Genomic DNA, 24,781 nt, shown 5'->3' with positions numbered 1-24,781 from the left:
AAATTCCTGCGAAAACTTGAGCTTACAGATCGATGACGAGGCGCGTAGGATCTTCCAGCGCTTCCTTGATGCGCACCAGATAGGTGACGGCCTCGCGGCCATCGATCAGGCGGTGATCATAGCTGAGCGCCAGATACATCATCGGGCGGATCACGATCTGGCCCTTCACCACCACGGGGCGATCCTCGATGCGGTGCATGCCCAGCACGCCGGATTGCGGCGGGTTAATGATCGGCGTGGACATCAGCGAACCGAACACGCCGCCGTTGGAGATGGTGAAAGTGCCGCCCTGCATTTCCTCCATCTTCAGCTTGCCGTCGCGGGCGCGCTTGCCGAAGTCGGCGATTTCCAGCTCGATCTCGGCGAAGCTCTTGGCGTTCGCGTCCTTCAGGATCGGCACCACGAGGCCGCCGGGCGAGGAGACCGCCACGCCGACGTCGAAATAATTGTGGAAGACGATTTCGTCGCCCTCGATGCGGGCGTTGACGCTGGGAACGTCCTTCGCGGCGAGCGCGCAGGCCTTCACGAAGAAGGACATGAAGCCGAGGCGAACGCCGTGCTTCTTCTCGAACGCGTCCTTGTAGCGGTTGCGGGCGTCCATCACGGCGGTCATGTCCACATCGTTGAACGTGGTGAGCATGGCGGCGGTGTTCTGCGCTTCCTTCAGGCGGCGCGCGATGGTCTGCCTGAGGCGCGTCATGCGCACGCGCTCTTCCGTGCGGGCGGCGGCCGGGGCGGCGGCGGCCGGGGCCGGGGCGGCCGCGCCCTTCACCTTGGCGGTGCCCGCTTCGATGGCGGCGAGCACGTCCCCCTTCGTCAGCCGGGAATCCTTGCCGGTGCCGCTGATGCTGGCGGGATCGAGGTTGTAGGTTTCGATCAGCACGCGAACGGCGGGCGCGATGGCTTCATAGGCCGACGGTGCAGCTGAAGCGACCGGCGCAGGCGCGGCGGCGGCCGGCGCAGGCGCAGGCGCAGCAGCAGGCGCGGGTGCCGCCGGGGCCGGGGCCAAAGCGGCGGGGACCGCAGCCGCAGCAGCGCCAGCTTCCAGCGTGGCGATCACCGCCCCCACCGTTACCGTGTCACCTTCCTTGAAGGCCAGCGATGTCAGCACGCCCGCAGCGGGCGCATTCACTTCCACCGCCACTTTGTCGGTTTCAAGGCTGACGATCGGCTCGTCGGCCTTCACCGCGTCGCCCACCTTCTTCAGCCACTGGCCGATGGTTGCTTCGGTGACGCTTTCGCCGAGCGCCGGAATCACAACGTCCATTGTCGTCCCCTCAGGCGGCCTTGGTGGCCGACGATTTCAGGCTGGAGCGGATGGCGGCGCGAACCGCCTTCTTATCCTCTCCAAGCGCTTCAAGAATGAGTTTGGCCTGTTCGGCCGCGTGGCGGCGGGCAAGACCCGTGGCAGTGGCGGCGGCCGCAGCGCGACCGGCATAGATGGCGCGCTGGCCGATGGCTTCTTCGATCATCGGATCGACGAAGCTCCAGCTGCCCGCATTCTTCGGCTCTTCCTGGCACCAGACCACGGTTTCGAGCTTCGGGAAGCGCTTCACATACTCCGCGAGCACATCGCCCGGGAACGGATAGAGCTGTTCCACCCGCAGGATATAGACATCGTCGCGGCCCTTGGCATCGCGTTCATCCGCCAGATCGTAATAGACCTTGCCCGAGCAGAGGATCAGCCGCTTGATCTTCGCCGGATCGGCCGGGGCCAGATCGTCGAGGCAGCGGTGGAAGGTGGAGCCTTCGCCCATCTCCGCCAGCGACGACACCGCGCGTTTGTGGCGCAGCAGCGACTTCGGGGTCATGATGATGAGCGGCTTGCGGAACGGCCGCAGCATCTGCCGCCTGAGGATGTGGAAATAGTTCGCGGGCGTGGTGCAGTTGGCGACCTGAATATTGTCTTCAGCGCACAGCTGCAGATAGCGTTCCAGACGCGCCGAACTATGTTCCGGCCCCTGCCCTTCGTAACCGTGCGGCAGCAGCATCACGAGGCCGTTGGCGCGCAGCCACTTGGCTTCGCCCGCGGCGATGAACTGATCGATGATGACCTGCGCGCCGTTGGCGAAATCGCCGAACTGCGCTTCCCACAACACCAGCTTCTTCGGATCGGCCATGGCATAGCCATATTCGAAGCCAAGCACGCCGAATTCGGACAGCGGGCTGTCATAGACTTCGAAATCGCCGCCCAGATTGTTGAGCGGGATATATTTCTGGCCGCTGTTCTGATCGACCCAGACGGCGTGGCGTTGCGAGAAGGTGCCGCGCCCGCTGTCCTGCCCGGACAGGCGGACGCCGTAGCTTTCCGGCTTTTCAGTGACGAGCGTGGCGAAGGCGAGGCTTTCCGCCGTCGCCCAGTCCAGCCCCTCACCCGCCAGAACCGTGGCTTCGCGCGCCTTCACCACCCGTTCCAGCGTGCGGTGGATGGTGACGCCTTCGGGCACCGTGTGCAGCTTGTAGGCGAGCGCCCGGAGTTGCTCGACCGCGACACCGGTGTCTGCCGAACGGCGCGCTGTTACCGGGTCTGCCGGTTGATGCAGGCCCATCCAGCGGCCGCCGAACCAGTCGGCCTTGTCGGCGCGGAAGGACGAAGCGGTTTCGAAATCGGCTTCCAGCCGGGCGATAAAGTTGGCTTCCATCGCGGCGATATCGTCTGCCGTCACCTGCGCTTCGGCAACCAGCCGTTCGCCATAGAGCGCGGCGACCGACTTGTGATCGCGGATGCGGGCATACATCAGCGGCTGGGTGAAGGCCGGTTCGTCGCTTTCGTTGTGGCCGAAGCGGCGATAGCACCACATGTCGATCACCACGTCGCGGTGGAACTTCTGGCGGAATTCGGTGGCGACCTTGGTGGCGAAAGTCACGGCTTCGGGATCATCGCCATAGACGTGGAAGATCGGTGCCTGCACCATCTTCGCCACGTCCGACGGATAGGGGCTGGACCGCGCGAACGCAGGCGAGGTGGTGAAGCCCACCTGATTGTTGACGATGAAGTGGATCGTCCCGCCCGAAGAATAGCCGCGCACGCCCGAGAAACCGAGGCATTCGGCGACGATGCCCTGCCCTGCAAAGGCGGCGTCGCCGTGCAGCAGCACGGGAAGCACCTGATTTTGCAGATCGGACCATGCCGGCGAGGCGACGTTCAGCCCCTTCAGCCGCTGCGTGGCGCGGGCCTTGCCCAGCACGACCGGGTTCACGGCTTCAAGGTGCGACGGGTTGGGGGCGAGCGACAGGTGGACCTTGTTGTTGTCGAACTCGCGGTCCGTCGACGCGCCGAGGTGGTATTTCACGTCACCCGAGCCGCCGATATCCTCCGGGTTGGAGGAGCCGCCGGAGAATTCGAAGAAGATGGTGCGATAGGGCTTGCGCATCACGTTCGCGAGCACGTTCAGGCGGCCACGGTGCGGCATGCCGATGACGATTTCGTTCACGCCGTTCGCGCCGCCCACCTTGATGATGGATTCGAGCGCCGGAATCGCCGCTTCGCCGCCTTCAAGGCCGAAGCGCTTGGTGCCGACATATTTGCGGGCGAGGAATTTTTCGAACTGCTCCGCCTCGATCAGCTTGTTCAGGATCGCCTTCTTGCCTTCGGGCGTGAACTGGATTTCCTTGTCCCGCCCCTCGAAGCGCTCCTGCAGGAAGCGGCGCTCTTCCACATCGTTGATGTGCATATATTCAAGGCCGACATGGCCGCAGTAGTTGCGGCGCAGGATTTCGACCAGTTCAGAGACGGTGACGGTTTCGATGCCGCCGAACAGGCCGCCGATATAGACGGTGCGGTTCGGATCGGTGAGGCCATGATAGTCCGGCGTGAGATCGGCGGGCATCGGCCGGTCTGCCAGACCCAGCGGATCGAGATTGGCCGCGAGATGGCCGCGCACCCGGTAGGTGCGGATCATCATCGTCGCCTTCACCGTATCGTCCGCGGCGCGACGGGCTTCGCCGGAATCCACGGCCGGGGCGGGCTTGCCTGCGGATTTGGCGATTGCGGCAGCCGCTTTGCCGGGCAGACCGGCGTCCAACGCCAGCGTCAGCTCGTCATCCGGGATCAGGGGCCAGCTTGGCCGCGCCCAGCTCGGGCGTGGCAGGGTGTCGGGAAATCCCTGCTCGTCTTGCATCTTTCAAATCACCTTTAGGGGCCCAAATCACCATCAAGGGCCTTGTAAACCCGCAGATAGCGGCTGAGGACAGGTTCCTCAACCGCTTACGCCATCATCATGGCTGCCATGCGACCAAAGTTGCCCTGATTTTTCCGGCCGGCATGACAACCGGCCGGAAAACAGGGGGCTGAAGGCTCAGCCCTTCAGCACGGCTTTCAGTGTGCGGCCCAGTTCAGAGGGGCTGGGGCTGACGCGAATCCCGGCCGCTTCCATGGCCGCGATCTTGTCTTCCGCCTTGCCCTGACCGCCCGAAACGATGGCCCCGGCATGGCCCATGCGGCGGCCCGGAGGAGCCGTGGTGCCGGCGATGAAGCCCACCATCGGCTTCTTGCGGCCGCGCTTGGCTTCGTCGCGCAGGAACTGGGCGGCTTCTTCTTCCGCCGAACCGCCGATTTCACCGATCATGATGATCGACTTGGTGGCATCATCCGCAAGGAACAGCTCCAGCATGTCGATGAAGTTGGTGCCGTTCACCGGATCGCCGCCGATGCCCACCGCCGTCGTCTGGCCGAGGCCTTCGTTCGTCGTCTGGAACACGGCTTCATAGGTGAGCGTGCCCGAACGCGAGACCACGCCCACCGAGCCCTTGGAGAAGATGGAGCCGGGCATGATGCCGATCTTGCACTCGTTCGGGGTGAGAACGCCGGGGCAGTTCGGGCCGATCAGGCGCGATTTGGAGCCTTGCAGCGCGCGCTTCACCGGCACCATGTCCAGCACCGGAATGCCTTCGGTGATGCAGATGATCAGCGGGATTTCCGCCGCGATGGCTTCAAGGATGGCGTCTGCCGCGCCGAACGGCGGCACATAGACCACCGATGCGTCTGCGCCGGTGACTTCCTTGGCTTCCAGCACGGTGTCGAACACGGGCAGGCCGATGTGGGTCTGCCCGCCCTTCCCCGGTGCCACGCCGCCGACCATCTTCGTGCCATAGGCAATGGCCGCTTCGGAGTGGAAGGTTCCCTGCTTGCCGGTGAAGCCCTGGGTGATGACCTTGGTGTTGCTGTTGACGAGAATGGACATGGTTCAGGCCGCCTTCTTCACTTCGGCGACGATCTTGCGGGCTGCGTCGCCCAGATCGTCTGCGCTCACGATGGGCAGGCCCGAATTCGCGAGGATTTCCTTGCCGAGTTCCACATTGGTGCCTTCAAGCCGCACCACCAGCGGAACGCCGAGGTTCACTTCCTTGGCAGCCGCGATGATGCCTTCCGCGATGATATCGCAGCGCATGATGCCGCCGAAGATGTTGACGAGGATGCCTTCCACCGCCGGATCGGCGAGGATCAGCTTGAAGGCGTTCGTCACCTTCTCCTTGTCTGCGCCGCCGCCAACATCGAGGAAGTTGGCCGGGAACGCGCCGTTCAGCTTGATGATGTCCATCGTCGCCATCGCGAGGCCAGCGCCGTTCACGAGGCAGCCGATGTTGCCATCCAGCTTGATGAAGGCGAGGTCATACTTGGACGCTTCGACTTCGGCGGGGTCTTCCTCGGTCAGGTCGCGAAGGGCAACCAGATCGGGGTGACGGCCCAGCGCGTTGGGATCGAAGCCCACCTTGGCGTCCAGCACCATCAGCTTGCCATCATCCGTGACGGCGAGCGGATTGATTTCGATTTGCGAGGCATCCGTGCCGATGAAGGCGGCATAGAGCTTGGCAGCGGTATCGGCCGCCTGCTTCGCCAGATCGCCCGACAGGCCGAGCGCGGCAGCGACGGAGCGGCCATGGTGCGCGCGCCAGCCGGTGGCCGGATCGATGGTGAAGGTCTGGATCTTTTCCGGCGTGTCGTGCGCGACGGTTTCGATGTCCATCCCGCCTTCGGTGGAGGCGACGCAGGCCACCCGGCCCGTGGCGCGGTCCACGAGGAACGCGAGGTAGAATTCCTTGGCGATATCCACGCCGTCCGTCACATACAGGCGGTTCACCTGCTTGCCGGCATCGCCCGTCTGGATCGTCACCAGCGTGTTGCCCAGCATGTCTGCGGCGGCCAAGCCGACTTCTTCGGCCGACTTCGCGAGGCGAACGCCGCCCTTGGCCGTGGCGGGCAGTTCCTTGAACTTGCCCTTGCCGCGCCCACCGGCGTGAATCTGCGCCTTCACCACATAGAGCGGCCCGGGCAGTTGCTTGGTGGCTGCAACGGCTTCCTCAACGGAGAAGGCAGCCACGCCCTTCGGAATCGGCACGCCCCATTTGGCGAGCAGTTCCTTCGCCTGATATTCGTGAATGTTCATGTCTGTCCCCTCAAGCCAGCGTCGGGTCGATGGCCTTGCAGGCCGTCAGCAGTTCTTTCACTGCGTCCACCGAGACCTGGAAGTTGGCCTTGGCTTCCGCCGTCAGTTCGATTTCCACGATCTTTTCCACGCCGCCCGCGCCGATCACGCAGGGCACGCCGACATAGAGATCGGACACGCCATATTCGCCGGACAGGTTCACCGCGCAGGGCAGCACGCGCTTCTTGTCCTTCAGATAGGCTTCCGCCATCTCGATGCCGCTGGTGGCGGGCGCGTAGAAGGCGCTGCCCGTCTTCAGCAGGCCAACGATCTCGCCGCCGCCCGAGCGGGTGCGCGCCACGATGGCGTCGATCCGCTCTTTCGTGGACCAGCCCATCTTGATGAGATCGGGGATCGGGATGCCCGCCACGGTGGAATATTCCACCACCGGCACCATCGTGTCGCCATGGCCGCCCAGCACAAAGGCCGTCACGTCCTTCACGGAGACCTTGAACTCGTCAGCGAGGAAGTGGCGGAAGCGGGCCGAATCCAGCACGCCGGCCATGCCCACCACCTTGTTGTGCGGCAGGCCGGAGAATTCGCGCAGCGCCCACACCATCGCGTCCAGCGGGTTGGTGATGCAGATCACGAAGGCGTCCGGCGCGTTGGCCTTGATGCCTTCGCCCACGGCCTTCATCACCTTCAGGTTGATACCCAGCAGGTCATCCCGGCTCATGCCCGGCTTGCGGGCGACACCGGCCGTCACGATGATCACGTTCGCGCCTGCGATGTCGGCATAGTCGTTCGTGCCCTTCAAGGCAGAGTCGAAACCCTCCACCGGGCCGCATTGCGCCAGATCGAGCGCCTTGCCCTGCGGCACGCCTTCCACCACGTCGAACAGGACGACATCGCCCAGTTCTTTCGCGGCGGCGAGATGCGCCAGAGTTCCGCCGATATTGCCAGCGCCGATAAGCGCGATCTTGCTGCGTGCCATGGTGATCCTCTTGGGGGACAGGTGTTGCAATTGCGAGGCACGCGATAGACCCCGGCTTTCGCAATGGTCAACCGGGCTTTGGTCTGAACCTGTTTCTAATGTGCGTCTGGCGGTGCTGCATCCGCGAAGGTTCCCGGCTTTTTCAGGAACAGCGGGATGAAGGCGGAAACCATGAAGATGATCGACAGGATCAGGAATGCGTCCGCAATCGCCATCACGGTGGCTTCGCGGTGCAGCAGTTGCGCCATCAGCCTCAACGCGTAATTCTCAGGGTCGGGCAAGTTGCGCGCGGTGGCGAGGCCCTGAATCATCTCCATCCGCTCGGCGATTTCCGGGCGGCCGGGATTGGCCGATTCGGCCAGCCGCGCCTGATGGAAGTTGGTGCGCACCTGCAGGATGGTGTTGATGATGGCGATACCCGCCGCGCCGCCCATGTTGCGCATCAGCGTGAACAGGCCGGTGGAATCCTTGATCATCGGCTGCGGCAGGGTGGCGAATGCCATCACGCTGACGGAGACGATGCAGAACATGATCCCCGTGCCGCGCAGCGCCTGCGGCCAGAACAGCTGCCAGAAGCGCCATTCGTTGGTGATATCCGTCGTCATGAAGGTGGAGGTGGCCAGCAGCATGAAACCCATGAAGGCGAGCGCGCGGATATCGATCCGGGTGGAGAGGAACCCGCCCAGCGGCGCGCCCAGCGCCATGAACATGCCTGTCACGAACACGGTGGTGCCAATCTGTTCGGAGGACAGGTTGGCGATGCGGGCGAGGAACAGCGGGTAGAGATAGACGAGGCCATAGAGGCCGATGCCAAAGATCGCCCCCAGCCACGCCCCGGCGGCGAAGTTGAAATTGGTGAAGGGCTTCACGCTGATGATCGGCTCTGCCGCATGGGTGATGCGCCACCACAGCAGCAGGGCCGCCAGCACCACCACGACGGCCATGTTGCGGATCGCCTCATCCTCGAACCACTGGCGGCGCGCGCCATCCTCAAGGATAAAAACGATGCCGCCGCACACGAGCGACAGCGCGATCAGGCCGGGGATATCCACGCGCTTCAGCAGGCTGTGATCGGGCCTGTCGGGCATGCGCACCAGCAGGGCGACGCCCAGCGTGATGAAAATGCCCGGCACAAGGTTGATCAGGAAAATCCAGTGCCAGCTGAGGAAGCCCGTCAGCCAGCCGCCCAGCGCCGGGCCGATGGTGGGGGCCAGCGTGACGACGAAGCTGATCGCAACCGTGACCCTGGCTTGCCGTTCCCGCCCGAACATCAGGAAGGACGCGGCATAGACAGTGGGGATCATCGCGCCGCCGATGAAGCCCTGAAAGGCGCGCGCGGCGATCATGCCCTCGATGCTCGTCACCATCGCGCACAGCAGGCTGGCGAAGGTGAAGCCCGCGCAGGAGATCAGGAACAGCACGCGGATTCCCAGCGCGCGGGAGAGGAAGCCCGACAGCGGGATCATCACCACTTCGGCGATCAGGTAGCTGGTCTGCACCCAGGCGATTTCGTCTGCGGATGCCGCGAGGCCAGCCTGAATCTGCCCCAGAGACGCGGCGACGATCTGGATATCCAGAATCGCCATGAACATGCCGAACGCCATCAGCACGAAGGCAAAGAAACTGGCGGCGTCGGGCTTGCCAGGCACCACCACCGCCGGGCCGCCCGCCGGCGCGTCAGCCGCTGGGGCGTTTGCGCTCATTCGCCGGGCTGGCGGCGCAGATCGATTTCCACCTTGGCCGAAATGCCCGGCGTCAGCCGGACCCCTTCCGGCAGCGGGTGATCCAGCACGATCTTCACCGGCACGCGTTGCACGATGCGGGTGAAATTGCCCGTCGCATTCTCGGGCGGGATCACCGAAAAGCGCGAGCCGGAGGCAGGCGACAGGCTGTCGATCCGGCCCTTCAGCGGCTGATCCGGCCAGGCGTCCAGCGTGATTTCCACCGGCATGCCCGGTTTCATCCCCGCGATCTGCGTTTCCTTGAAATTGGCGACCAGATAGGCCTGCTGAACCGGCACCACCACCATCATCTGCTGCCCCTGCCGGGCGAACTGGCCGGTGCGGACGGTGCGGTTGCCGACGATGCCATCATAAGGCGCGCGGATCACGCTGTTTTCCAGATCGAGCGCGGCGGCATCGCGCGCGGCGATCGCGGCCTTCAGCGCCGCCCCTGCCCCGCCGGTGTCGGCGCTGGCAGCGTCGCGCCCCGCGCGGGCGGCGGCCACACCGGCCCGGCGTTCGGCCACCAGCGCAGCCGTCGATTCCGCATCCGCCCGGCGCTGATCGACGGTGGCACGGGTGGCGAAGCCCTGCTTCAGCAGATTTTCCGCCCGGGCCGCATCCGCTGCGGCCCGTCGCGCATCCGCCTCAGCCGCCCGCAAGGAAGCCTCCGCCTCGTTGATCGCGCCCGCCTGCGCCACCGCGCGGGAGCCTGCTGCCCCACGCGCGCGCCAGCTGCTCCACCTGCGCCTCCGCCTTGGCGAGCGCGGCGCGATAGTCGGCATCGACGATATGCACCAGCGGCTGCCCGGCCTTCACCGGCTGATTGTCCTTCACGTCCACCGAGGCGACATAGCCCGTCACCTTCGCGCCGATCACCGCCATGTCGGCTTCGACATAGGCATTGTCTGTCGATTGCCAGAAACGGCCTTCCAGATACCACCAGAGGCCGAAACCGATCGCCAGCAGCGCCAGAACGCCAACAATGATCGGAAAAATATGGTTACGGATACGGCTCATGGGCAAAAACCTATCGGTCGCGGGGGGCGCGGGTAAGCTGGTGAAACGGCTTGGAGACGCAATTCCACCCCGCACCGAATACCGGTGCAAACTGGCTATTGAGTGCGACTCGAAACATCGGCGCGGACCTTATGCTGCACCTGCGGTGTCGACAAGTTGTCCGTGATTGTGAGATGCGCTCAGCGGTTGCGCAGCAGCCATGCGCGAGGAGCCTAAACTCTCAGGCCATGCCCTTCGGCCAGATAATCGGCGGACTGCATCTCCATCAGCCGGGACACGGTGCGGTCGAACTCGAAGCGGCCGTCGCCTGCCATATACAGCTCCTCCGGCGGGGCGTCGGCGGCGATCAGCAGCTTGCAGCGCCATTCGTACAGCGCGTCGATCAGCGTGACGAAGCGGCTGGCTTCATTGCGATTTTCCGGGCCCAGGCGCGGCACGCCGACCAGAATGACGGTGTGATAGGCGCGCGCGACGGCCAGATAATCAGCCGCCCCCCTCGCCTCCCCGCAGAGGCGCTTGAAGGAAAAGACAGCGACGCCCTTCAGGCTTTTGGGCACATGCAGGATGCGTCCGCCACCAAGGCCCAGATCGGCGGACGGCACATTGTTGCGATCCTCCACGGGAAAGTCGGTCAGGCGGAAGAACAGCTCTGACAGCGCCTTTGTCGCTTCGGGGCCGTTGGGGGTGTAATAGGTGGGCATGCCGCCCATGCGGTGCAGCCGGTAATCGGTGGGGCCGTCCAGCGGGATCACCTCCAGCTGCTGCTCGATCAACGCGATGAAGGGCAGGAACAGCTCGCGGCTGAGGCCGTCCTTGTACAGATCGGCAGGCACCCGGTTGGAAGTCGCAACCACCGTCACGCCCGAGGCCAGCAAGGTGGTGAACAGCCGGGACAGGATCATCGCGTCGGCGATATTGTTCACCTGAAGCTCGTCGAAGCAGAGCAGCCGCGCCTCATCCGCCCAGCTTTTGGCGACCGGCGGAATGGGGTCGCCGGGGTCGCTCTGCCGGTGCGCGAAGATGCGGGCGTGGGTTTCCAGCATGAACTGGTGGAAGTGAATCCGCGTTTTCGGCTCCACGTTCGCATGGGTGAAGAACAGGTCCATCAACATGGACTTGCCGCGCCCCACCCCGCCCCACAGGTAAAGCCCCTTGGGCGCAGGCGGAGCCTCGCCACCGAACAGCTTGCCGAACAGGCCCTGTTTCGGGCGGGGGCGCGCCAACTCCTCCGCCAGCCGGCCCAGCCGGTCTGCAACGGCCGCCTGCGCCGGATCGGGCCGCAGTTCCCCACCCGCGACCAGCGCGTCATAGGCTTTGCGAACCGCGTTCACCTGTTTCTGGGCACCTTCCGCAGCAACCCGTGCCACTGGCAGAGCAGCGTTTCGCCGCCGTCCTGCGTCAGCGTGCCTGCCACCCACACCAGCTTGCCGGTTTCCTTCACCACATGGCCGCGCCCTTCCAGCGGCTTGCCGATGGTGCCCGCGCCCATGAAATCGGTGGAGCATTGCAGCGTGACGGCAGCGGATTGCACCAGCTTTTCACGGATGGCGGCGAACATCGTCACATCTATGAAGCCCATCAGGAAGCCGCCATGCAGAAAGCCCAGCGCGTTGCTGTGCTGCCGCCCAGTTTCGATGCAGGACAGAATGCCGGGCGGCTCGTCGCGGTAATAGACGCTGCCAAGCCCGTCCACGAAGCGGCCTTCCGGCCTTGCATGCCACGCATGCCAACCCTTCCACGGGCCTTCTTCCACCAGTTTCGCTGCCATGACCTGCGCCTAGCAAAGGCGGGCGGCGGCTTGCTACCCCTCTTTCACGGGGATGCAGTCGAAATTGGCAGCCGCCGCATGGGCGCACAGCGTGATCGCCTCTGCCCGGCTGTTCACGCCCTTCACCTGCAACCGGATCAGCGGCTTGCCGGGCACCGGTTCGAAATGCGGCGTCAGGCCGCCCAGTTCGGCGCTGCGCGACTGCACATTCGTCCACGCCTTTTCCGCCGCCTGCTGGCTGCCGAACGCGCCCAGCTGGATGCGCCAGCCCGCCGGCACGGCGGGTTCCGCCACCGGCATCGCCAGCAGGCCGCGCGCCGCCATCATGCGCGGGGCAGTGAAGGGCTTGTCCAGCGTGGCGAGCGTGGTTTCCGCCCATGCCTGCCGCTCATCCGGCGTGGCGGCGATGGCGCGCTTCACTTCCACGGCGGCCGCATCGCAGAACCCCGCCTGCGCATCCGGCGAGGCGAAGTGGTTGTAAAGCTTCGTCATATCCGTATCGAGCGCGCGCTGCCAATTGCCGCCCTTGGCGCGATACTCGTCTGACAGCGCATTATAGGCCTGTGTCAGCAGATCCTTCTTCGCCTTCAGAAAGGCGTTGTAATCGGTGACGATCCCCGGCCCCACCCGCTGCGCGCAACTGAGCGCCGCCACGTTCAGCCCGGCGCGGACGTGCCACACCGTTTCCAGCGGATCGAGATTCTGGTGGATGGGGGAGAGAGGTGCGGGGGCCGGGGCCGGGCGCGCAGGTTCAGGGGTGGGGGTAGGCGTGCCGCGGGGGGTTGAACAGGCGGCGAGCACGAGTGTGAGTGTGAGCGCGGTGAGATTGCGTTGGCGCATTTGGGACCCCCTTTGGTTTGCGTGGTTTAGGCGGGGTGGGGGTGTGGGGGCAAGCGTTGGGCGCGGCCGTCAGCCAAGCTGACGAGTCCGCTTTGGGGGTTTGAAGGGAAAGGAAGAAAAAGGCGGGCATAGCCCGCCTCCGTCGGACGGATCGGCGAGAGAGATCGCCGATTCCGCCGGCCGCGAGCCATGACGAGTCTGCGAGTTAGCGCTACGCGCTAATCGCAGCCGTCATACGGCTCGCGCCACCATCATCTTCTTGATCTCCGCGATCGACTTCGCCGGGTTCAACCCCTTCGGGCACACGTTCGCGCAGTTCATGATCGTGTGGCAGCGATACAGGCGGAACGGGTCTTCCAGCGCGTCCAGCCGTTCTCCGGTATATTCGTCGCGGCTGTCCGCCAGCCAGCGATAGGCTTGCAGCAGGATCGCCGGGCCCAGGAAGCGGTCGGAATTCCACCAATAGCTTGGGCAGGAGGTGGAGCAGCAGGCGCACAGGATGCACTCGTACAGGCCGTCCAGCTTTTCCCGGTCTTCAGGGGACTGGATGCGCTCCTTCAGCGCCGGTTCGGGCGTGACCGTCTGCAGCCACGGCTTGATGCTGGCATATTGCGCATAGAAATGCGTGAGATCGGGCACCAGATCCTTCACCACTTCCATGTGCGGCAGCGGGGTGATGGTGATGTCGCCCTTCACATCCTCGATCGCCATGGTGCAGGCGAGCGTGTTGGAGCCGTCGATGTTCATCGCGCAGCTGCCGCAAATGCCTTCCCGGCATGAGCGGCGGAAGGTCAGCGTCGGGTCAAGCTCTGACTTGATCTTGATCAGCGCGTCCAGAATCATCGGCCCGCACTCGGCGAGATCGATGGTGTAGCTGTCGTAACGCGGGTTCTGCCCGTCGTCCGGGCTCCAGCGATAGATTTTGAAGGTGCGCGGGCGCTTCGCCCCGGCTGGCGCAGGGTAAGCCTTGCCCTTGCCGGAAATCTTGCTGTTCGCGGGAAGTTGGAACTCTGCCATAGTACCCTCAGTAAACCCGAGCTTTGGGCTTGATATATTCGGCTTCGTCGGTGAGCGTGAAGGTGTGCACCGGCCTGTCACCCAGCGTCACCTTGCCGCCCTTGCCGCCCCAGCCTTCGAACCAGCTGATCGTGTGCTTCATCCAGTTCTCGTCGTCGCGGTTCGGATAATCCTCATGCGCATGCGCGCCGCGGCTTTCCTTGCGGTTTTCCGCGCTCACCATGGTGCACACGGCCTGCGACATCAGATTGTCCAGCTCCAGCGTCTCAATGAGGTCGCTGTTCCAGATCAGCGAGCGGTCCTGAACGCTGATGTCCTGCATCCGCTTGTTCACCTGCGCCATCTGTTGCACGCCTTCGGACAGCAGTTCGCTGTCGCGGAACACGGCGGCGTGCTTCTGCATGGTGTGCTGCATCTGCAGCCGCACCTCGGCCGTGGGCGAACCGCCCTTGGCGTTGCGGTAATGATCCAGCCGCGACAGCGCCAGATCAGCCGAATCCGCCGGCAGCGCCTTGTGGGCGGCGTTGGGCTTCAGATTGTCCTTCAGGAACAGGCCAGTCGCCCGCCCGAACACAACCAGATCGATCAGCGAGTTGGACCCCAGCCGGTTCGCGCCATGCACCGACACGCAGGCCGCTTCGCCCACCGCGAACAGGCCCGGCACCACCACTTCGGGGTCATCGCCCACCTTGGTGACGACCTGCCCATGATAATTGCAGGGAATTCCGCCCATGTTGTAATGCACCGTGGGCGTAACCGGCAGCGGTTCGCGCGTGAGGTCCACGCCCGCGAAAATCTTGCCGCTTTCGGTGATGCCCGGCAGCCGTTCATGCAGCACCTTGGGATCGATATGATCGAGGTGCAGGAAGATATGGTCCTTGTTGGGGCCGACACCCCGGCCTTCGCGCATTTCCATCGCCATCGAGCGCGACACCACGTCGCGGCTGGCGAGATCCTTCGCGGACGGGGCATAGCGCTCCATGAAGCGCTCCCCTTCGGAGTTGGTGAGATAGCCCCCCTCCCCGCGCGCGCCTTCGGTGATCAGCACGCCCGCACCATAGATGCCGGTGGGGTGGAACTGCACAAACTCAAGGTCTTGCAACGGCAGCCCCGCGCGCAGCACCATGCCGCCGCCGTCGCCGGTGCAGGTATGGGCCGAGGTGGCGGAGAAATAGGCGCGGCCATAACCGCCGGTCGCCAGCACGACCGCATGGCTGCGGAAGCGGTGGATGGAGCCATCCGCCATGCAGATGGCGATCACGCCACGGCAGGCCCCATTTTCCATGATGAGGTCGATGGCGAAATATTCGATGTAGAAATCCGCGTCATACTTCAGGCTCTGCTGATAGAGCGCGTGCAGCATGGCGTGGCCGGTGCGGTCTGCCGCGGCGCAGGTGCGCTGCACCGGCGGGCCGGCACCCATATTCTGCATATGGCCGCCGAACGGGCGCTGATAGATGGTGCCGTTCTGGTTGCGGCTGAACGGCACACCGGCATGTTCCAGCTCGTAAACGGCAGCCGGAGCCTCGCGCACCATATATTCGATGGCGTCCTGATCGCCCAGCCAGTCAGACCCCTTCACGGTGTCGTACATGTGCCAGGTCCAGTGGTCCGGCGTGTTGTTGCCAAGGCTGGCGGCGATCCCGCCTTGCGCTGCCACCGTGTGGCTGCGGGTGGGGAACACCTTGGTGATGCAGGCCGTTTTCAGCCCTGCTTCGGCAGAGCCCATGGTGGCGCGCAGGCCCGAGCCGCCCGCGCCGACAACGACGGTATCATAGGTATGATCAATGATCTTGTAAGCTTCCGACACGGTCAGGCTCCGAAGGCGATGCGGGCGATGGAGAAGACGGCGATCGCGCCCACGCCCAGATTGAAGAAGTTCAAGGCCACCACTGCCAGCAGCTTCAGCCCTTCGGAATGGACATAATCCTCGATCAGCACCTGGCTGCCGAGGCGCGCATGCCAGAAGACGGACACCGTCAACAGCAGCAGCGGCACCGCCACCAGCGGCTGGCCGATCCACGCGACCACGCTGCCATGATCCAGCGAAGGCAACAGGATCAGCGAGGCGATGAACCACAGGGCCAGCGCGAAGGTGCCCACTGCCGTCACGCGTTGCAGCCACCAGTGGTGGACGCCGGATTTAGCGCTGCCAAGGCCGCGCACCTGCTTCAGCCCGGAGGCGCTCTGGAATTTCGTGGCCATCAGAAAGCCCCCCGCCCGAACAATACCGCACCCCAGAACAGGGCGGTGAGCAGCACGGAGCCGACGAACGTCCAAGTGGCGCTGGCTTTGGCCACGCCCAGCTCATAGCCCCAGCCGGTGTCCATCAGCAGGTGGCGGATGCCCGAGAGCAGGTGCTGGAAGAAGAACCAGCTGAGCCCCACCCACACCAGCCAGCCGAACGGGCTGGTCGCGACGGACAGGAACGTCTCATACGCCTCTTTGGAGGTCGCGGCGGCGGCCAGCCACCATGCGAACAGCGCAAGGCCCACAAAGGCGAGGCCGTTCCCGGTGATCCGGTGCGTAATCGAAGTGATCGCATGCACCCGCCATTTCCAGACGGAGAGGTGCGGCGACAGCGGTCGGCTGGAAGCCATGGCGCGATTATTTCCTTCTATCCCCTTATCGCAGGCTGCATTGCGGCGGTTTTTGCCCGGTTGCAACAGTCGAGACGATGGTCGCACCACCTGCGAAGTGAACGTGGCAGCCATGCCACAGGCGCATGGCTGCTGTTGCGACGCATTCGCAACTTTTTAACCCCGATCCCGCAGCCTTGCAAAGGTGGCATAGCGTGGATTGTCCACCGCCAGCCGCGCCAGCACGGCAGCCCGAACCGGCCCCAGCACCGCAGGGTCATCCGGGCTGAGCTGCCCGGCCCTCAGCGCCTCGCACAAGGCCGACGCGCCGCCCAGCGGGGCCAGCGCCGCTGCCTCTGCCGCGTCGGGCTGCTGCGCCAGTTCGCGCGCCACGATGGCGAGCGCGTTTCCCGCCACCCGCGCATGGAAGCCCAGCCGCCCGTCCAGTTCGGCTTCCGCCTCTTTCAGAAAGATTTGCACGGCCTCGATCAGCTGGATCGCGCTTGGATGGCTCATCTCAAAGCTCCCCGAAAGTCAGAAGATAGGTGAGATCGGCTGCGACTTCGCTCACCCGCCGGCCGATGGCGGCGCGCTCCACAGATGGCACCCGGCCAGAGACATGATCGTCGGCCAGTTGCAGGCAGCTCATGCCCCATTTCAGATTGCCATAGACTTCCCAGATGTGCAGTTCGCCTGCCGTCACGCCGCCGCCATAGGCCTCCAGCAACGCCGCGCGGGTGCCGAAGCCGCCCACCGGCAGCTGCCATTGCCCGAAGCGCCAGGCCTGCACGCACAGCCACGCCAGATCCTCGGCCGGCACAGAGAGATGCGTCAGCTCCCAGTCCAGCACCGCCGTCAGCCCCTCAGGCCCGACAAGGATGTTGCCGGAGCGGAAGTCTCCATGGACTAGGCAGCTGGCGGGCGTCTGCGGCATGCGCGGCTTCAGCCATGCGAAGGCCAGATCGAAGGCGGGCACATCCACCCCCAGCCGCCGATACCAGCCGAACATGTCTGCCAGCAGCTCCGCGCCGGAACCACCCTTCAGCGGCAGGTCAGCCCAATGGCTGACGGGGGCCGAATGCAGCCGCGCCAGCGCCTCTGCGCACTGGCCCGTCAGCGCCGCGCGCGCAGCCGTATAGCCCTCCCCGCGCAGCCAGCGCGGCGCGAGCCCTTCGCCTTCCACCAGTTCCGTCACCACGCCGTCGCCCAGATCATCGGACGGCAGGGTTTTCGCGATCACTCGCGCCACCGGCACGCCCAGCGCCCCGGCGCGGGCCTGCACATCGGCCTGCACGCTGCGCGGCGCGCTGTCATTCATGTCTCCGGCGGTGCGCTGGAAGATCAGCAGGCGCGGGCCGCTGCCATCCTCGATCTCCACCCGGTAGGTCGCGCTGGAGGCTCCGCCGGTCAATTGCGCGACATCTCCCACCGTCACGGATTCCGCCAGCCCGCGCTCGATCAGCGCCTGCAACGCCGCCTTCCCGTCGCGCATCGGATCAAGCATGGTGCAGACCTCGATTGACACGCCATCCCCTTTGCCGCCACCGATAACCCGCCATGCCGCACCTTTCCCTATGTCCCGCGCCGAGCCTTGGGGGCGGCGTGCCGGTTCGACAACCTGCCATTGCGGGGAGCCGCAGGCAGTGAACTGGCAGATCGAGGCGGTCGCCTCTGCATTGCTGCTGGCCAATGTGTGGCTCGTCGCGCGCCGCTCCATGTGGAACTATGCCTTCGGGATTGCCGCCGTCAGCCTCTATGCGGTCGTGTTCTGGCGGGCGCATCTTTATGCCGCCTTCGGCCTGCAATTCCTGTTTTTGGCGCTGAATCTGTATGGACTGATCAACTGGCGGCGCTCCATGGCGGCAACCGGCGAAGTGCCGGTGCTGCGGATGAGCAGGCTGGAAAAATGGCTCACGCTGGGCGGCACGCTGAAGATCGCGCTGCTGGTGGGGCTGCTGCTGCACCTGACGACGGATGCCGCCGTTCCCTTTGCAGACAGCCTGAACACGGCGCTGGCGCTCTCCGCGCAGTTCTGGCAGGCCCGCCGCCGGGTGGAGACCTGGGTGCTGTGGTGCCTCGTGAACCTTGTGTCCGTGGGGCTGTATGCCTCTCAGGGGCTGTGGTTCACCAGCGCCGTCTATGCGGTGCTGCTGGCGGTCGCCCTCTATGGCTGGCGGGAATGGCGCCGGGTGGAACGGGAACAGGTTTGATGCTGCGGGTGGTCTTGTCTGGGGTGGAATCGGTGGGGAAATCCACCCTCGCGGCGATGCTGGCGAAGCAATATCGCGGGCTGCTGGTGCCGGAATTCGGCCGCACCTACACGGAACGGCTGCGCCGCGACCTCACGCTGGAAGATCATTACGCCATCGCCGAGGGGCATGAGATCGCCGCCGATCAGGCCGCCGCCGCCAACCCGCCGGTGTTGATCGAGGATACCGACATCGTGATGACCACGGTGTGGGCCAGCATGTTGTTCGGCGCGCGCGACCCCATCCTTGCGAGCCGCGCCAGCCGGGCAGACCTGCACCTGCTGCTGCTGCCCGATGTGCCCTTCGTCGCAGACCCGGTGCGCATGTTCGGGCAGGACACGCAGCGGCAGCGCTTCCATGAACTGGTGCTGGCGGAATTCAAGGCGCGCGGGATCGAACCGCAAGTGATTTCCGGCACATGGGCCGGGCGCAAGGCGGCAGCCGAAGCCGCCATCGAAGCCGCGCTGCGGGTGCAGGCATGAGCAGCTGGCTCGCCACCCTGCCCTGTTCGCGTGCCGAGGCGGACATGGCCGCGCTGCTGGACGATCCCTTCCCCGGCGCAGAGCCGATGCCCAGCCTTGCCGCTGCCGAAACGGCGGACGGTTGGGAACTGCGGCTGTATCACGAGGAGGAGCCGGGCGCGGACCTGCTGGCGGCCTTCGCGGCGCTCGCCCCGTCATCGGCGGCCGCGCCGAGCGTCTCCCTGTTGCCGGATGAGGATTGGGTCACGCTGTCGCAAGCCGGGCTGGAGCCGGTGGATATCGGCCGCTTCCATGTGCACACCGGAGAAGCGCAGGGCGGGCAGAAGCCGGGGCAATGGCCAATCCGCATCGACGCGGGGCTGGCGTTTGGCACCGGCCAGCACGCCACCACGGCGGGCTGCATCGCCATGGCGGCCGGGCTGGCGAAGCAAGGCAGCAAACGCAATGTGCTGGACGTGGGCACCGGCTCGGGCCTGCTCGCCTTCGCCGCGCGCAAGCTGTTCCCGAAAGCCCGGCTGACGGCGGCCGATCTGGACCCGGTGGCCGCGAAAGTGGCGGTGGAAAACGCCCGGCTGAACGGTGTGCCGCTGGGGCGCGGCGCGGGCGCGATCAGCCTGCTGGCAGCCCCCGGCGTAGAGCATCCGCTGATCGCGGGCCGCGCGCCCTATGATCTGGTGTTCGCCAACATATTGGCCGGCCCGCTGGTGGCGCTGGCCCCGTCCGTCTCCGCCGTGGTGGCGCGCGGCGGGCATCTGATCCTCGCCGGGCTGCTGCAACCGCAGGCCGGGAAGGTGATCGCCGCCTACCACGCGCAAGGGCTGACCCTGATCAACCGCTCCCCGCGCCGCGAATGGCCAGTGCTGCTGTTCCGCAAGGACGCGCCTGCAAATCGCCGCGCCGCGCTGCGCGGCGCAAGGCGGGAAACAGCGGGGCGCGGGTGGCAGATCGACAGCTTGTAGCGACTTCCGGCCGGTTGCACAGAGAAGCTGGACCCCGGGTCAAGCCCGGGGTGACGGATTGAGGAACTGCCGCGCTATAATCGTAACCGTGGAAACTCCTCTTTTCGTCACCCCGGGCTTGACCCGGGGTCCAGCTGTCTTTCACCCTCCGCCCTATGGATCGCGAGCAACACGGCGGCTGGGTCTACATCATGGCCAACCGCTATCACGGCACGATCTATGTCGGCGTGACGTCGCATCTCGCCGCGCGGGTTCTTCAGCATCGCAATGGGGAAGGCTCGGATTTCTGTATTCGTTACGGGCTGAACCGGCTCGTGTGGGCGGAACGGGGGCCGGATATGCGGGCCTGTATCGCGCAGGAAAAGCGGATCAAGCGCTGGCAGCGGGCGTGGAAGTTCGAGCTGATCGAGGCAGCGAACCCGGATTGGCGTGATCTGTATGAGGAACTGGCTATGCGGTGAGGCTGAGAAGAAAAGCTGGACCCCGGGTCAAGCCCGGGGTGACGTTGTGGGGTTAACTACCGGAGGCCAGAATCCCCAGCCACTCACCTTCCGAAATCACCTGCACGCCCAACGCCTCCGCTTTTGCCCGTTTCGATCCCGCATCCGCGCCCGCCACCACGATGTCGGTTTTCGCGCTGACGCTGCCCGCCACTTTCGCGCCCAGTGCTTCCGCCTTTGCTTTGGCTTCATCCCGGCCCATGCTTTGCAGGGTGCCGGTGAACACCATTGTCTTGCCGGAAACCGGGCTTTCGCGGGTTTCCAGCCGCACCTCCGCCGGGCTGACTTCGCGCAGCAGATCGTGCACCAGATCGCGGTTGTGCGGCTCGCGCCAGAAATCGGCGAGGGCCGAGGCGACTTCGGGGCCGACCCCGCCCACCCCCACCAGTTCGGCGCGGCCTGCCGCCACGCGCTTCCAATACTTTTCCTCTGTTTCGCCCAGCGCCGGTTCGGGGGCGTGCGCCACCAGCCTCTCCAGCAGCGCCTCGATATTCGGCCAGACATTGTAGCTGCGCGCCAGATCGCGCGCCGTCACTTCGCCCACATGGCGAATACCCAGCCCGAACAGCAGCCGGTCCAGCCCCACGCCACGCCGCGCCTCGATGCTGTCGATCAGGTTCTGAACGCTCCGCTCCTTCCAGCCTTCGCGGCCCTTCAGCTCGTCGGCGTGAAGGTGCAGGCGGAAGATGTCGGCCGGGTTGGCGATCCAGCCGAGCGCGATGAATTCCTCAAGGCTTTTGCCGCCCAGCCCGTCGATATCGACGGCGCGGCGGGAGACGAAGTGGCGCAGCCGTTCATAGCGCTGCGCCGGGCAAATCAGCCCCCCGGTGCAGCGGCGCACGACCTCCCCGTCCTCGCGCACGGCGAGGCTGCCGCATTGGGGGCAATGATCGGGGAAGACATATTCGGCGCGCGCAGCATGGGCGGTTTCGTCGCCCGTCCAGCCCAGTATCTGCGGGATCACGTCGCCTGCGCGTTGCAGTTCCACCGTGTCGCCCACGCGCACACCCTTGCGGCGAATCTCGTCCTCATTGTGCAGCGTGGCGTTGGTGACGACGACGCCGCCCACATTCACCGGCTTCAGCCGCGCGACCGGCGTCAGCGCGCCCGTGCGCCCCACCTGAATGTCGATCGCCAACAGCTCCGTCAGCGCGCGTTCGGCGGGGAATTTGTGCGCCAGCGCCCAGCGGGGGTGGCGCGCCACCTGCCCCAGCCGATCCTGCAACGCGAGGCTGTCCACCTTGGAGACCAGCCCGTCGATATCATAGCCCAGCGTGGGCCGCGCCTGTTGCAGCGCGCGATAGCTTTCCAGCACCTCCGCCATGCCGTTGCAGCGGCGCAGCGTATCGGAAACCGGGAAACCCCAGCTTTCGAAACGCTTCATGCAATCAAACTGCGTCTCCCCTACCGGAGCGGACAATTCGCCCCAGCCATGGGCATAAAAAGCCAGCGTGCGCGACTCGGTGACGCCGGAATCGATCTGCCGCAGCGAACCGGCCGCCGCGTTGCGCGGGTTGGCGAAGATCTTGCCCCCCGCTGCCTCTTGCGCGGCGTTCAGCGCCTGAAACGCCGCCCATGTCATGTAAACTTCGCCGCGCACCTCCACCACATCCGGCGCGTCATCGGGCAGTATTTGCGGGATCACGCCCACCGTCCGCGCGTTGGCGGTCACATCCTCACCCTCCGCGCCATCGCCGCGCGTGGAGGCTGTGACGAGGCGGCGGCCTTCATAGCGCAGGTTCAGCGAAAGCCCGTCGATCTTGGCTTCGGAGGTGAAGATCAGCGCCTCCCCCTCGGGCCAGTTCAGGAAGCGCTTCACCCGCGCTTCGAACTCCAGCGCGTCACTTTCCGAAAAACCATTGTCGAGGCTGAGCATCGGCCGGGCGTGCCGCACCTTGCCGAAGCCGGAGGCGACCGGCGCCCCCACCCGGCGGCTGGGCGAATCGGCGCGCACCAGTTGCGGGAATCGCGCCTCCAGCGCCTTATTTTCTTCCACCAGCGCATCGAAATCCGCGTCTGAGATATGCGGCGCATCATCCTGATAATAAAGGCGGCTATGCTCCGCGATCAGCGCTGCCAATTCGGCGAGCCTGTCGGCCGCGCCGCTTTCCGTCATTCCGAGATCACGCCCGTCCATTCCATGCCCCCTAGCAGGCGCGGGCGGAGGCCGGGAAGGGCCGAAGGGGACCAAGGCTGATCGCCCGCACGCCTCGCCACGCTGTCGAACCGGCCCGTCACCGTGCGGATCGCAACCGCGCCTTCCAGCCGCAGCGCCGCCTTGTCCAGCTTGCGCCCGCGCGGCGCGCAGGGGCTGTGCAGCACCAGCGGGGCCGTCACCAGATCGGCGCGCGCGCAGCGGCGGCTGATGTCCGCGGGCAGATCATCCGTCAGTGCCAGCAGCCTGAGGCCCGGCAGCGCCACTTCGCAGCCAAACTCCGCACAACGCGCGCCGGGCAGATCGGACAGCCGGGCCGTGGGCGCGGCAGCCGCCTGTTCGGACCAGCTGTGGATGAGGAAGCCGTCGCGATGCCCGCGCAGCGTATGCAACCGCCCATCGGCGACCACCGCGACCTGCCGCCCATCCGCGCTGATGAACAGGTTCGGGCGCGGAGCCAGCAACGCCGCCAGCGCCCCCGCCAGCACCAGCTGCAGCCCCAGCCAGCGCGCCCGCCCCGTCAGCAGCGCGATCAGCAGCCCGCCAGCCAGCATCACCAGCAGCGCGGGCATCGGCATGGCGGCCAGTTGCACCGATGCGCCGGGCCACCCCGCCACCGTCTCGCCGATGCCCGCCAGCGCGTTCAGGGACCAGCGTAGCGGCGGCGCAACCAGCGGGCCAAGCCCGATCAGGGACAGCGCCAGCCACAACCCCAGCAGCGGCATGATGATCAGCCCCGTCAGCGGAATGGCCAGCAAATTGGCGAACAGCCCATAAACCCCCGCGCGGCCGAAATGGGCGAGCACGATGGGCGTCAGCGCCAGTTCCACCACCAGCCCCGTCATCACCAGCGCGGCGACATGGCGACCCAGCCGCCGCAGCGGCCCGTCCTCGCGGTGCGCCCGCAGCTGCGCGCCCAGTTCAGACGCCGCCAACGCCGCCAGCGCCGTGACGGCGGCGAAACTCAGCTGGAAACTGGGGTTCAGCAGCGCCTCCGGCCGGGCCAGCAGGATCAGCAGCGCCGCGAAGCCGATCAGCCGCAAAGACAACGGATCGCGCCCCAGCATCAGCGCCCCCAGCACCACCCAGGCGGCAATCGTCGCCCGCACCGCAGGCAGGTCCGCACCGGAGAGCAGCATGTACAGCGTGCCCGCCACGCCAGCCCCCACCGCCGCGATCCGGGTGACGGAAAAGCGCAGCGCCAGCCATGGCCACAGCGCCAGCAGGCGGCGCAACAGCAGCAGCACGCCCCCCACCACCACGGCGATGTGGAAGCCCGACACCGTCAGGATATGCGCCAGCCCCGCCGTGCGCATCGCCTCCAGCAGATCGGGGCGGATATGCCCCTGCTCGCCGTAGATCAGCGCCACCGCGATCGCGCCTGCGTCCCCGCCCAGCGCCTGCATCGTCGCCGCGCTGCCCCGCGCCCGGATGGCGGCCAGCGGCGGCGGCCCGCCCGGCGCGGGGGCCAGCAGGCGGATATCGCCGAAGAACCGCCCGGTGGCAGACACGCCCTCGAACCACGCGCGGCGGCCCGGATCATAGCCGCCCGGCACGGCAGGCGCGGGCGGCGGGCCAAGGCTGGCCAGCCCGGCGATTCGCGCGCCGGGGCGCAGCCAGCCCGGCGGCGGCGTGTGCAGCGACAGCCGCACCGTCACGGCCGGGTCCACCGCAGTGGCGTCGCGCAGCAGCAGGATGGATTGGCGCGCGCCGCCCTGCTGCGGCCGCACCGCCAGCACAGTGCCGCTGGTATCAAAGGGCGTCAGCCGGTGGTGCAGCCGGGGTGCGGCAACTTGGGCGCTGCGGAATTCCGCCGCGCCAACCCCCAGCGCCAGCAGCAGCCCCAGCACCACGATCAGCCGCCGTGCAAAGCCAGAGGCCGCCAGCCCCAGCAGCGCCAGCGCAAGACCCGCGATCAGCGCCGCCTGCCGCTGACCATTGAAAGGCAGCGCGAACCACAGGCCGATTCCGCCTGCCAGCGCCACCGGCGCGAACAGGATCAGCTGGCGTTGTTGCGCGCTCACAAATTCCGCCACGCGCTGCGTCAGGCCATGGGGCACCCCAATCGCCTTTTGCCCATATGCGTCGATGGTGCTAGCCACGCGCCGACTTCAGCCCCTTCGCCTCCGCCG

The 24,781-nt window shown here is 66.0% G+C and carries 23 protein-coding genes; 4 read left to right on the top strand and 19 right to left on the bottom strand.

Going from position 1 to position 24,781, the window contains the following annotated elements:
- Positions 1-22: 22 nt before the first annotated feature.
- The 17 genes from odhB to FJQ54_RS09705 all read right to left on the bottom strand — a co-directional run bounded on the left by odhB (position 23) and on the right by FJQ54_RS09705 (position 17,829).
- Positions 23-1,267 carry a 2-oxoglutarate dehydrogenase complex dihydrolipoyllysine-residue succinyltransferase gene (gene odhB / locus FJQ54_RS09785; RefSeq protein ID WP_140928231.1) on the bottom strand — a complete coding sequence of 415 codons (1,245 nt, stop codon included), beginning with the start codon at positions 1,265-1,267 and terminating at the stop codon, positions 23-25.
- A 10-nt stretch (positions 1,268-1,277) separates the two neighbouring features.
- Positions 1,278-4,121 (bottom strand): 2-oxoglutarate dehydrogenase E1 component, encoded by a 2,844-nt coding sequence (locus FJQ54_RS09780; RefSeq protein WP_140928230.1) that lies wholly within the window; start codon positions 4,119-4,121, stop codon positions 1,278-1,280.
- A 177-nt stretch (positions 4,122-4,298) separates the two neighbouring features.
- Positions 4,299-5,183 carry a succinate--CoA ligase subunit alpha gene (gene sucD, locus FJQ54_RS09775; RefSeq protein ID WP_140928229.1) on the bottom strand — a complete coding sequence of 295 codons (885 nt, stop codon included), beginning with the start codon at positions 5,181-5,183 and terminating at the stop codon, positions 4,299-4,301.
- A gap of 3 nt (positions 5,184-5,186) precedes the next feature.
- Positions 5,187-6,386 (bottom strand): ADP-forming succinate--CoA ligase subunit beta, encoded by a 1,200-nt coding sequence (sucC, locus tag FJQ54_RS09770; protein WP_140928228.1) that lies wholly within the window; start codon positions 6,384-6,386, stop codon positions 5,187-5,189.
- Positions 6,387-6,396: 10 nt separating this feature from the next.
- Entirely contained in the window at positions 6,397-7,359 is a 963-nt protein-coding gene (gene mdh, locus FJQ54_RS09765) for a malate dehydrogenase (RefSeq protein ID WP_140928227.1), read from the bottom strand.
- A gap of 95 nt (positions 7,360-7,454) precedes the next feature.
- Positions 7,455-9,062: a DHA2 family efflux MFS transporter permease subunit gene (locus FJQ54_RS09760; RefSeq protein WP_140928226.1), complete on the bottom strand. Its 1,608-nt coding sequence runs from the start codon at positions 9,060-9,062 to the stop codon at positions 7,455-7,457.
- Positions 9,059-9,781, bottom strand: a complete 723-nt coding sequence (locus FJQ54_RS09755) for an HlyD family secretion protein (RefSeq protein WP_181160083.1) — start codon at positions 9,779-9,781, stop codon at positions 9,059-9,061. The genes FJQ54_RS09760 and FJQ54_RS09755 overlap by 4 nt, the downstream gene beginning before the upstream one ends.
- Positions 9,729-10,100 (bottom strand): HlyD family secretion protein, encoded by a 372-nt coding sequence (locus tag FJQ54_RS09750; protein ID WP_140928224.1) that lies wholly within the window; start codon positions 10,098-10,100, stop codon positions 9,729-9,731. Before FJQ54_RS09750 ends, FJQ54_RS09755 begins: the two co-directional genes overlap by 53 nt.
- A gap of 212 nt (positions 10,101-10,312) precedes the next feature.
- A complete protein-coding gene (zapE, locus tag FJQ54_RS09745) occupies positions 10,313-11,431 on the bottom strand; it encodes a cell division protein ZapE (RefSeq protein WP_140928223.1) in 1,119 nt (372 codons plus the stop codon).
- Positions 11,428-11,868, bottom strand: a complete 441-nt coding sequence (locus FJQ54_RS09740; protein WP_140928222.1) for a PaaI family thioesterase — start codon at positions 11,866-11,868, stop codon at positions 11,428-11,430. Before FJQ54_RS09740 ends, zapE begins: the two co-directional genes overlap by 4 nt.
- Positions 11,869-11,901: 33 nt before the next feature.
- Positions 11,902-12,708 carry an SPOR domain-containing protein gene (locus FJQ54_RS09735; RefSeq protein ID WP_140928221.1) on the bottom strand — a complete coding sequence of 269 codons (807 nt, stop codon included), beginning with the start codon at positions 12,706-12,708 and terminating at the stop codon, positions 11,902-11,904.
- Between the two features lie 231 nt (positions 12,709-12,939).
- Positions 12,940-13,725 (bottom strand): succinate dehydrogenase iron-sulfur subunit, encoded by a 786-nt coding sequence (locus tag FJQ54_RS09730; protein ID WP_140928220.1) that lies wholly within the window; start codon positions 13,723-13,725, stop codon positions 12,940-12,942.
- Positions 13,726-13,732: 7 nt separating this feature from the next.
- Positions 13,733-15,535 (bottom strand): succinate dehydrogenase flavoprotein subunit, encoded by a 1,803-nt coding sequence (sdhA, locus tag FJQ54_RS09725; RefSeq protein WP_140928219.1) that lies wholly within the window; start codon positions 15,533-15,535, stop codon positions 13,733-13,735.
- A 2-nt stretch (positions 15,536-15,537) separates the two neighbouring features.
- Positions 15,538-15,930, bottom strand: a complete 393-nt coding sequence (sdhD, locus tag FJQ54_RS09720) for a succinate dehydrogenase, hydrophobic membrane anchor protein (protein ID WP_140928218.1) — start codon at positions 15,928-15,930, stop codon at positions 15,538-15,540.
- Complete coding sequence (gene sdhC, locus FJQ54_RS09715; protein ID WP_140928217.1) at positions 15,930-16,325, bottom strand: succinate dehydrogenase, cytochrome b556 subunit; 396 nt, start codon at positions 16,323-16,325, stop codon at positions 15,930-15,932. Before sdhC ends, sdhD begins: the two co-directional genes overlap by 1 nt.
- 156 nt (positions 16,326-16,481) lie before the next feature.
- Positions 16,482-16,820: a DUF6285 domain-containing protein gene (locus tag FJQ54_RS09710; protein ID WP_140928216.1), complete on the bottom strand. Its 339-nt coding sequence runs from the start codon at positions 16,818-16,820 to the stop codon at positions 16,482-16,484.
- Between the two features lies 1 nt (position 16,821).
- A complete protein-coding gene (locus tag FJQ54_RS09705; protein WP_181160082.1) occupies positions 16,822-17,829 on the bottom strand; it encodes a phosphotransferase family protein in 1,008 nt (335 codons plus the stop codon).
- A gap of 118 nt (positions 17,830-17,947) precedes the next feature.
- Between FJQ54_RS09705 and pnuC the strand changes: the two genes are divergently transcribed.
- From pnuC to FJQ54_RS09685, 4 genes are all read left to right on the top strand, one after another.
- Complete coding sequence (gene pnuC / locus FJQ54_RS09700; RefSeq protein ID WP_181160081.1) at positions 17,948-18,514, top strand: nicotinamide riboside transporter PnuC; 567 nt, start codon at positions 17,948-17,950, stop codon at positions 18,512-18,514.
- A complete protein-coding gene (locus tag FJQ54_RS09695; RefSeq protein WP_181160080.1) occupies positions 18,514-19,035 on the top strand; it encodes an AAA family ATPase in 522 nt (173 codons plus the stop codon). Before pnuC ends, FJQ54_RS09695 begins: the two co-directional genes overlap by 1 nt.
- A complete protein-coding gene (locus FJQ54_RS09690; RefSeq protein ID WP_181160079.1) occupies positions 19,032-19,994 on the top strand; it encodes a 50S ribosomal protein L11 methyltransferase in 963 nt (320 codons plus the stop codon). The genes FJQ54_RS09695 and FJQ54_RS09690 overlap by 4 nt, the downstream gene beginning before the upstream one ends.
- Positions 19,995-20,149: 155 nt before the next feature.
- Positions 20,150-20,455 carry a GIY-YIG nuclease family protein gene (locus FJQ54_RS09685; protein ID WP_140928211.1) on the top strand — a complete coding sequence of 102 codons (306 nt, stop codon included), beginning with the start codon at positions 20,150-20,152 and terminating at the stop codon, positions 20,453-20,455.
- 52 nt (positions 20,456-20,507) lie between these two features.
- Here FJQ54_RS09685 and ligA read toward each other — a convergent pair whose 3' ends face one another.
- Positions 20,508-22,631, bottom strand: a complete 2,124-nt coding sequence (ligA, locus tag FJQ54_RS09680) for an NAD-dependent DNA ligase LigA (protein WP_140928210.1) — start codon at positions 22,629-22,631, stop codon at positions 20,508-20,510.
- On the bottom strand, positions 22,607-24,751 hold the full coding sequence (locus tag FJQ54_RS09675; RefSeq protein ID WP_140928209.1) for a ComEC/Rec2 family competence protein: 2,145 nt from the start codon (positions 24,749-24,751) through the stop codon (positions 22,607-22,609). Before FJQ54_RS09675 ends, ligA begins: the two co-directional genes overlap by 25 nt.
- Between the last annotated feature and the right edge of the window lie 30 nt (positions 24,752-24,781).

The organism is Sandaracinobacter neustonicus (genome assembly GCF_006385875.1).
Lineage (GTDB): Bacteria > Pseudomonadota > Alphaproteobacteria > Sphingomonadales > Sphingomonadaceae > Sandaracinobacteroides > Sandaracinobacteroides neustonicus.
This window is presented reverse-complemented; position numbering and strand designations above follow the sequence as displayed.

Coding starts and splice junctions, on each gene's coding strand:
- FJQ54_RS09740 (WP_140928222.1), bottom strand. CDS start 11,868: ATGGCAGCGAAACTGGTGGAAGAAGGCCCGTGGAAGGGTTGGCATGCG.
- FJQ54_RS09710 (WP_140928216.1), bottom strand. CDS start 16,820: ATGAGCCATCCAAGCGCGATCCAGCTGATCGAGGCCGTGCAAATCTTT.
- sucD (WP_140928229.1), bottom strand. CDS start 5,183: ATGTCCATTCTCGTCAACAGCAACACCAAGGTCATCACCCAGGGCTTC.
- FJQ54_RS09690 (WP_181160079.1), top strand. CDS start 19,032: ATGAGCAGCTGGCTCGCCACCCTGCCCTGTTCGCGTGCCGAGGCGGAC.
- ligA (WP_140928210.1), bottom strand. CDS start 22,631: ATGGACGGGCGTGATCTCGGAATGACGGAAAGCGGCGCGGCCGACAGG.
- FJQ54_RS09685 (WP_140928211.1), top strand. CDS start 20,150: ATGGATCGCGAGCAACACGGCGGCTGGGTCTACATCATGGCCAACCGC.
- mdh (WP_140928227.1), bottom strand. CDS start 7,359: ATGGCACGCAGCAAGATCGCGCTTATCGGCGCTGGCAATATCGGCGGA.
- FJQ54_RS09760 (WP_140928226.1), bottom strand. CDS start 9,062: ATGAGCGCAAACGCCCCAGCGGCTGACGCGCCGGCGGGCGGCCCGGCG.
- FJQ54_RS09695 (WP_181160080.1), top strand. CDS start 18,514: ATGCTGCGGGTGGTCTTGTCTGGGGTGGAATCGGTGGGGAAATCCACC.
- FJQ54_RS09730 (WP_140928220.1), bottom strand. CDS start 13,725: ATGGCAGAGTTCCAACTTCCCGCGAACAGCAAGATTTCCGGCAAGGGC.
- FJQ54_RS09750 (WP_140928224.1), bottom strand. CDS start 10,100: ATGAGCCGTATCCGTAACCATATTTTTCCGATCATTGTTGGCGTTCTG.
- FJQ54_RS09780 (WP_140928230.1), bottom strand. CDS start 4,121: ATGCAAGACGAGCAGGGATTTCCCGACACCCTGCCACGCCCGAGCTGG.
- FJQ54_RS09735 (WP_140928221.1), bottom strand. CDS start 12,708: ATGCGCCAACGCAATCTCACCGCGCTCACACTCACACTCGTGCTCGCC.
- sdhC (WP_140928217.1), bottom strand. CDS start 16,325: ATGGCTTCCAGCCGACCGCTGTCGCCGCACCTCTCCGTCTGGAAATGG.
- sdhD (WP_140928218.1), bottom strand. CDS start 15,930: ATGGCCACGAAATTCCAGAGCGCCTCCGGGCTGAAGCAGGTGCGCGGC.
- odhB (WP_140928231.1), bottom strand. CDS start 1,267: ATGGACGTTGTGATTCCGGCGCTCGGCGAAAGCGTCACCGAAGCAACC.
- sucC (WP_140928228.1), bottom strand. CDS start 6,386: ATGAACATTCACGAATATCAGGCGAAGGAACTGCTCGCCAAATGGGGC.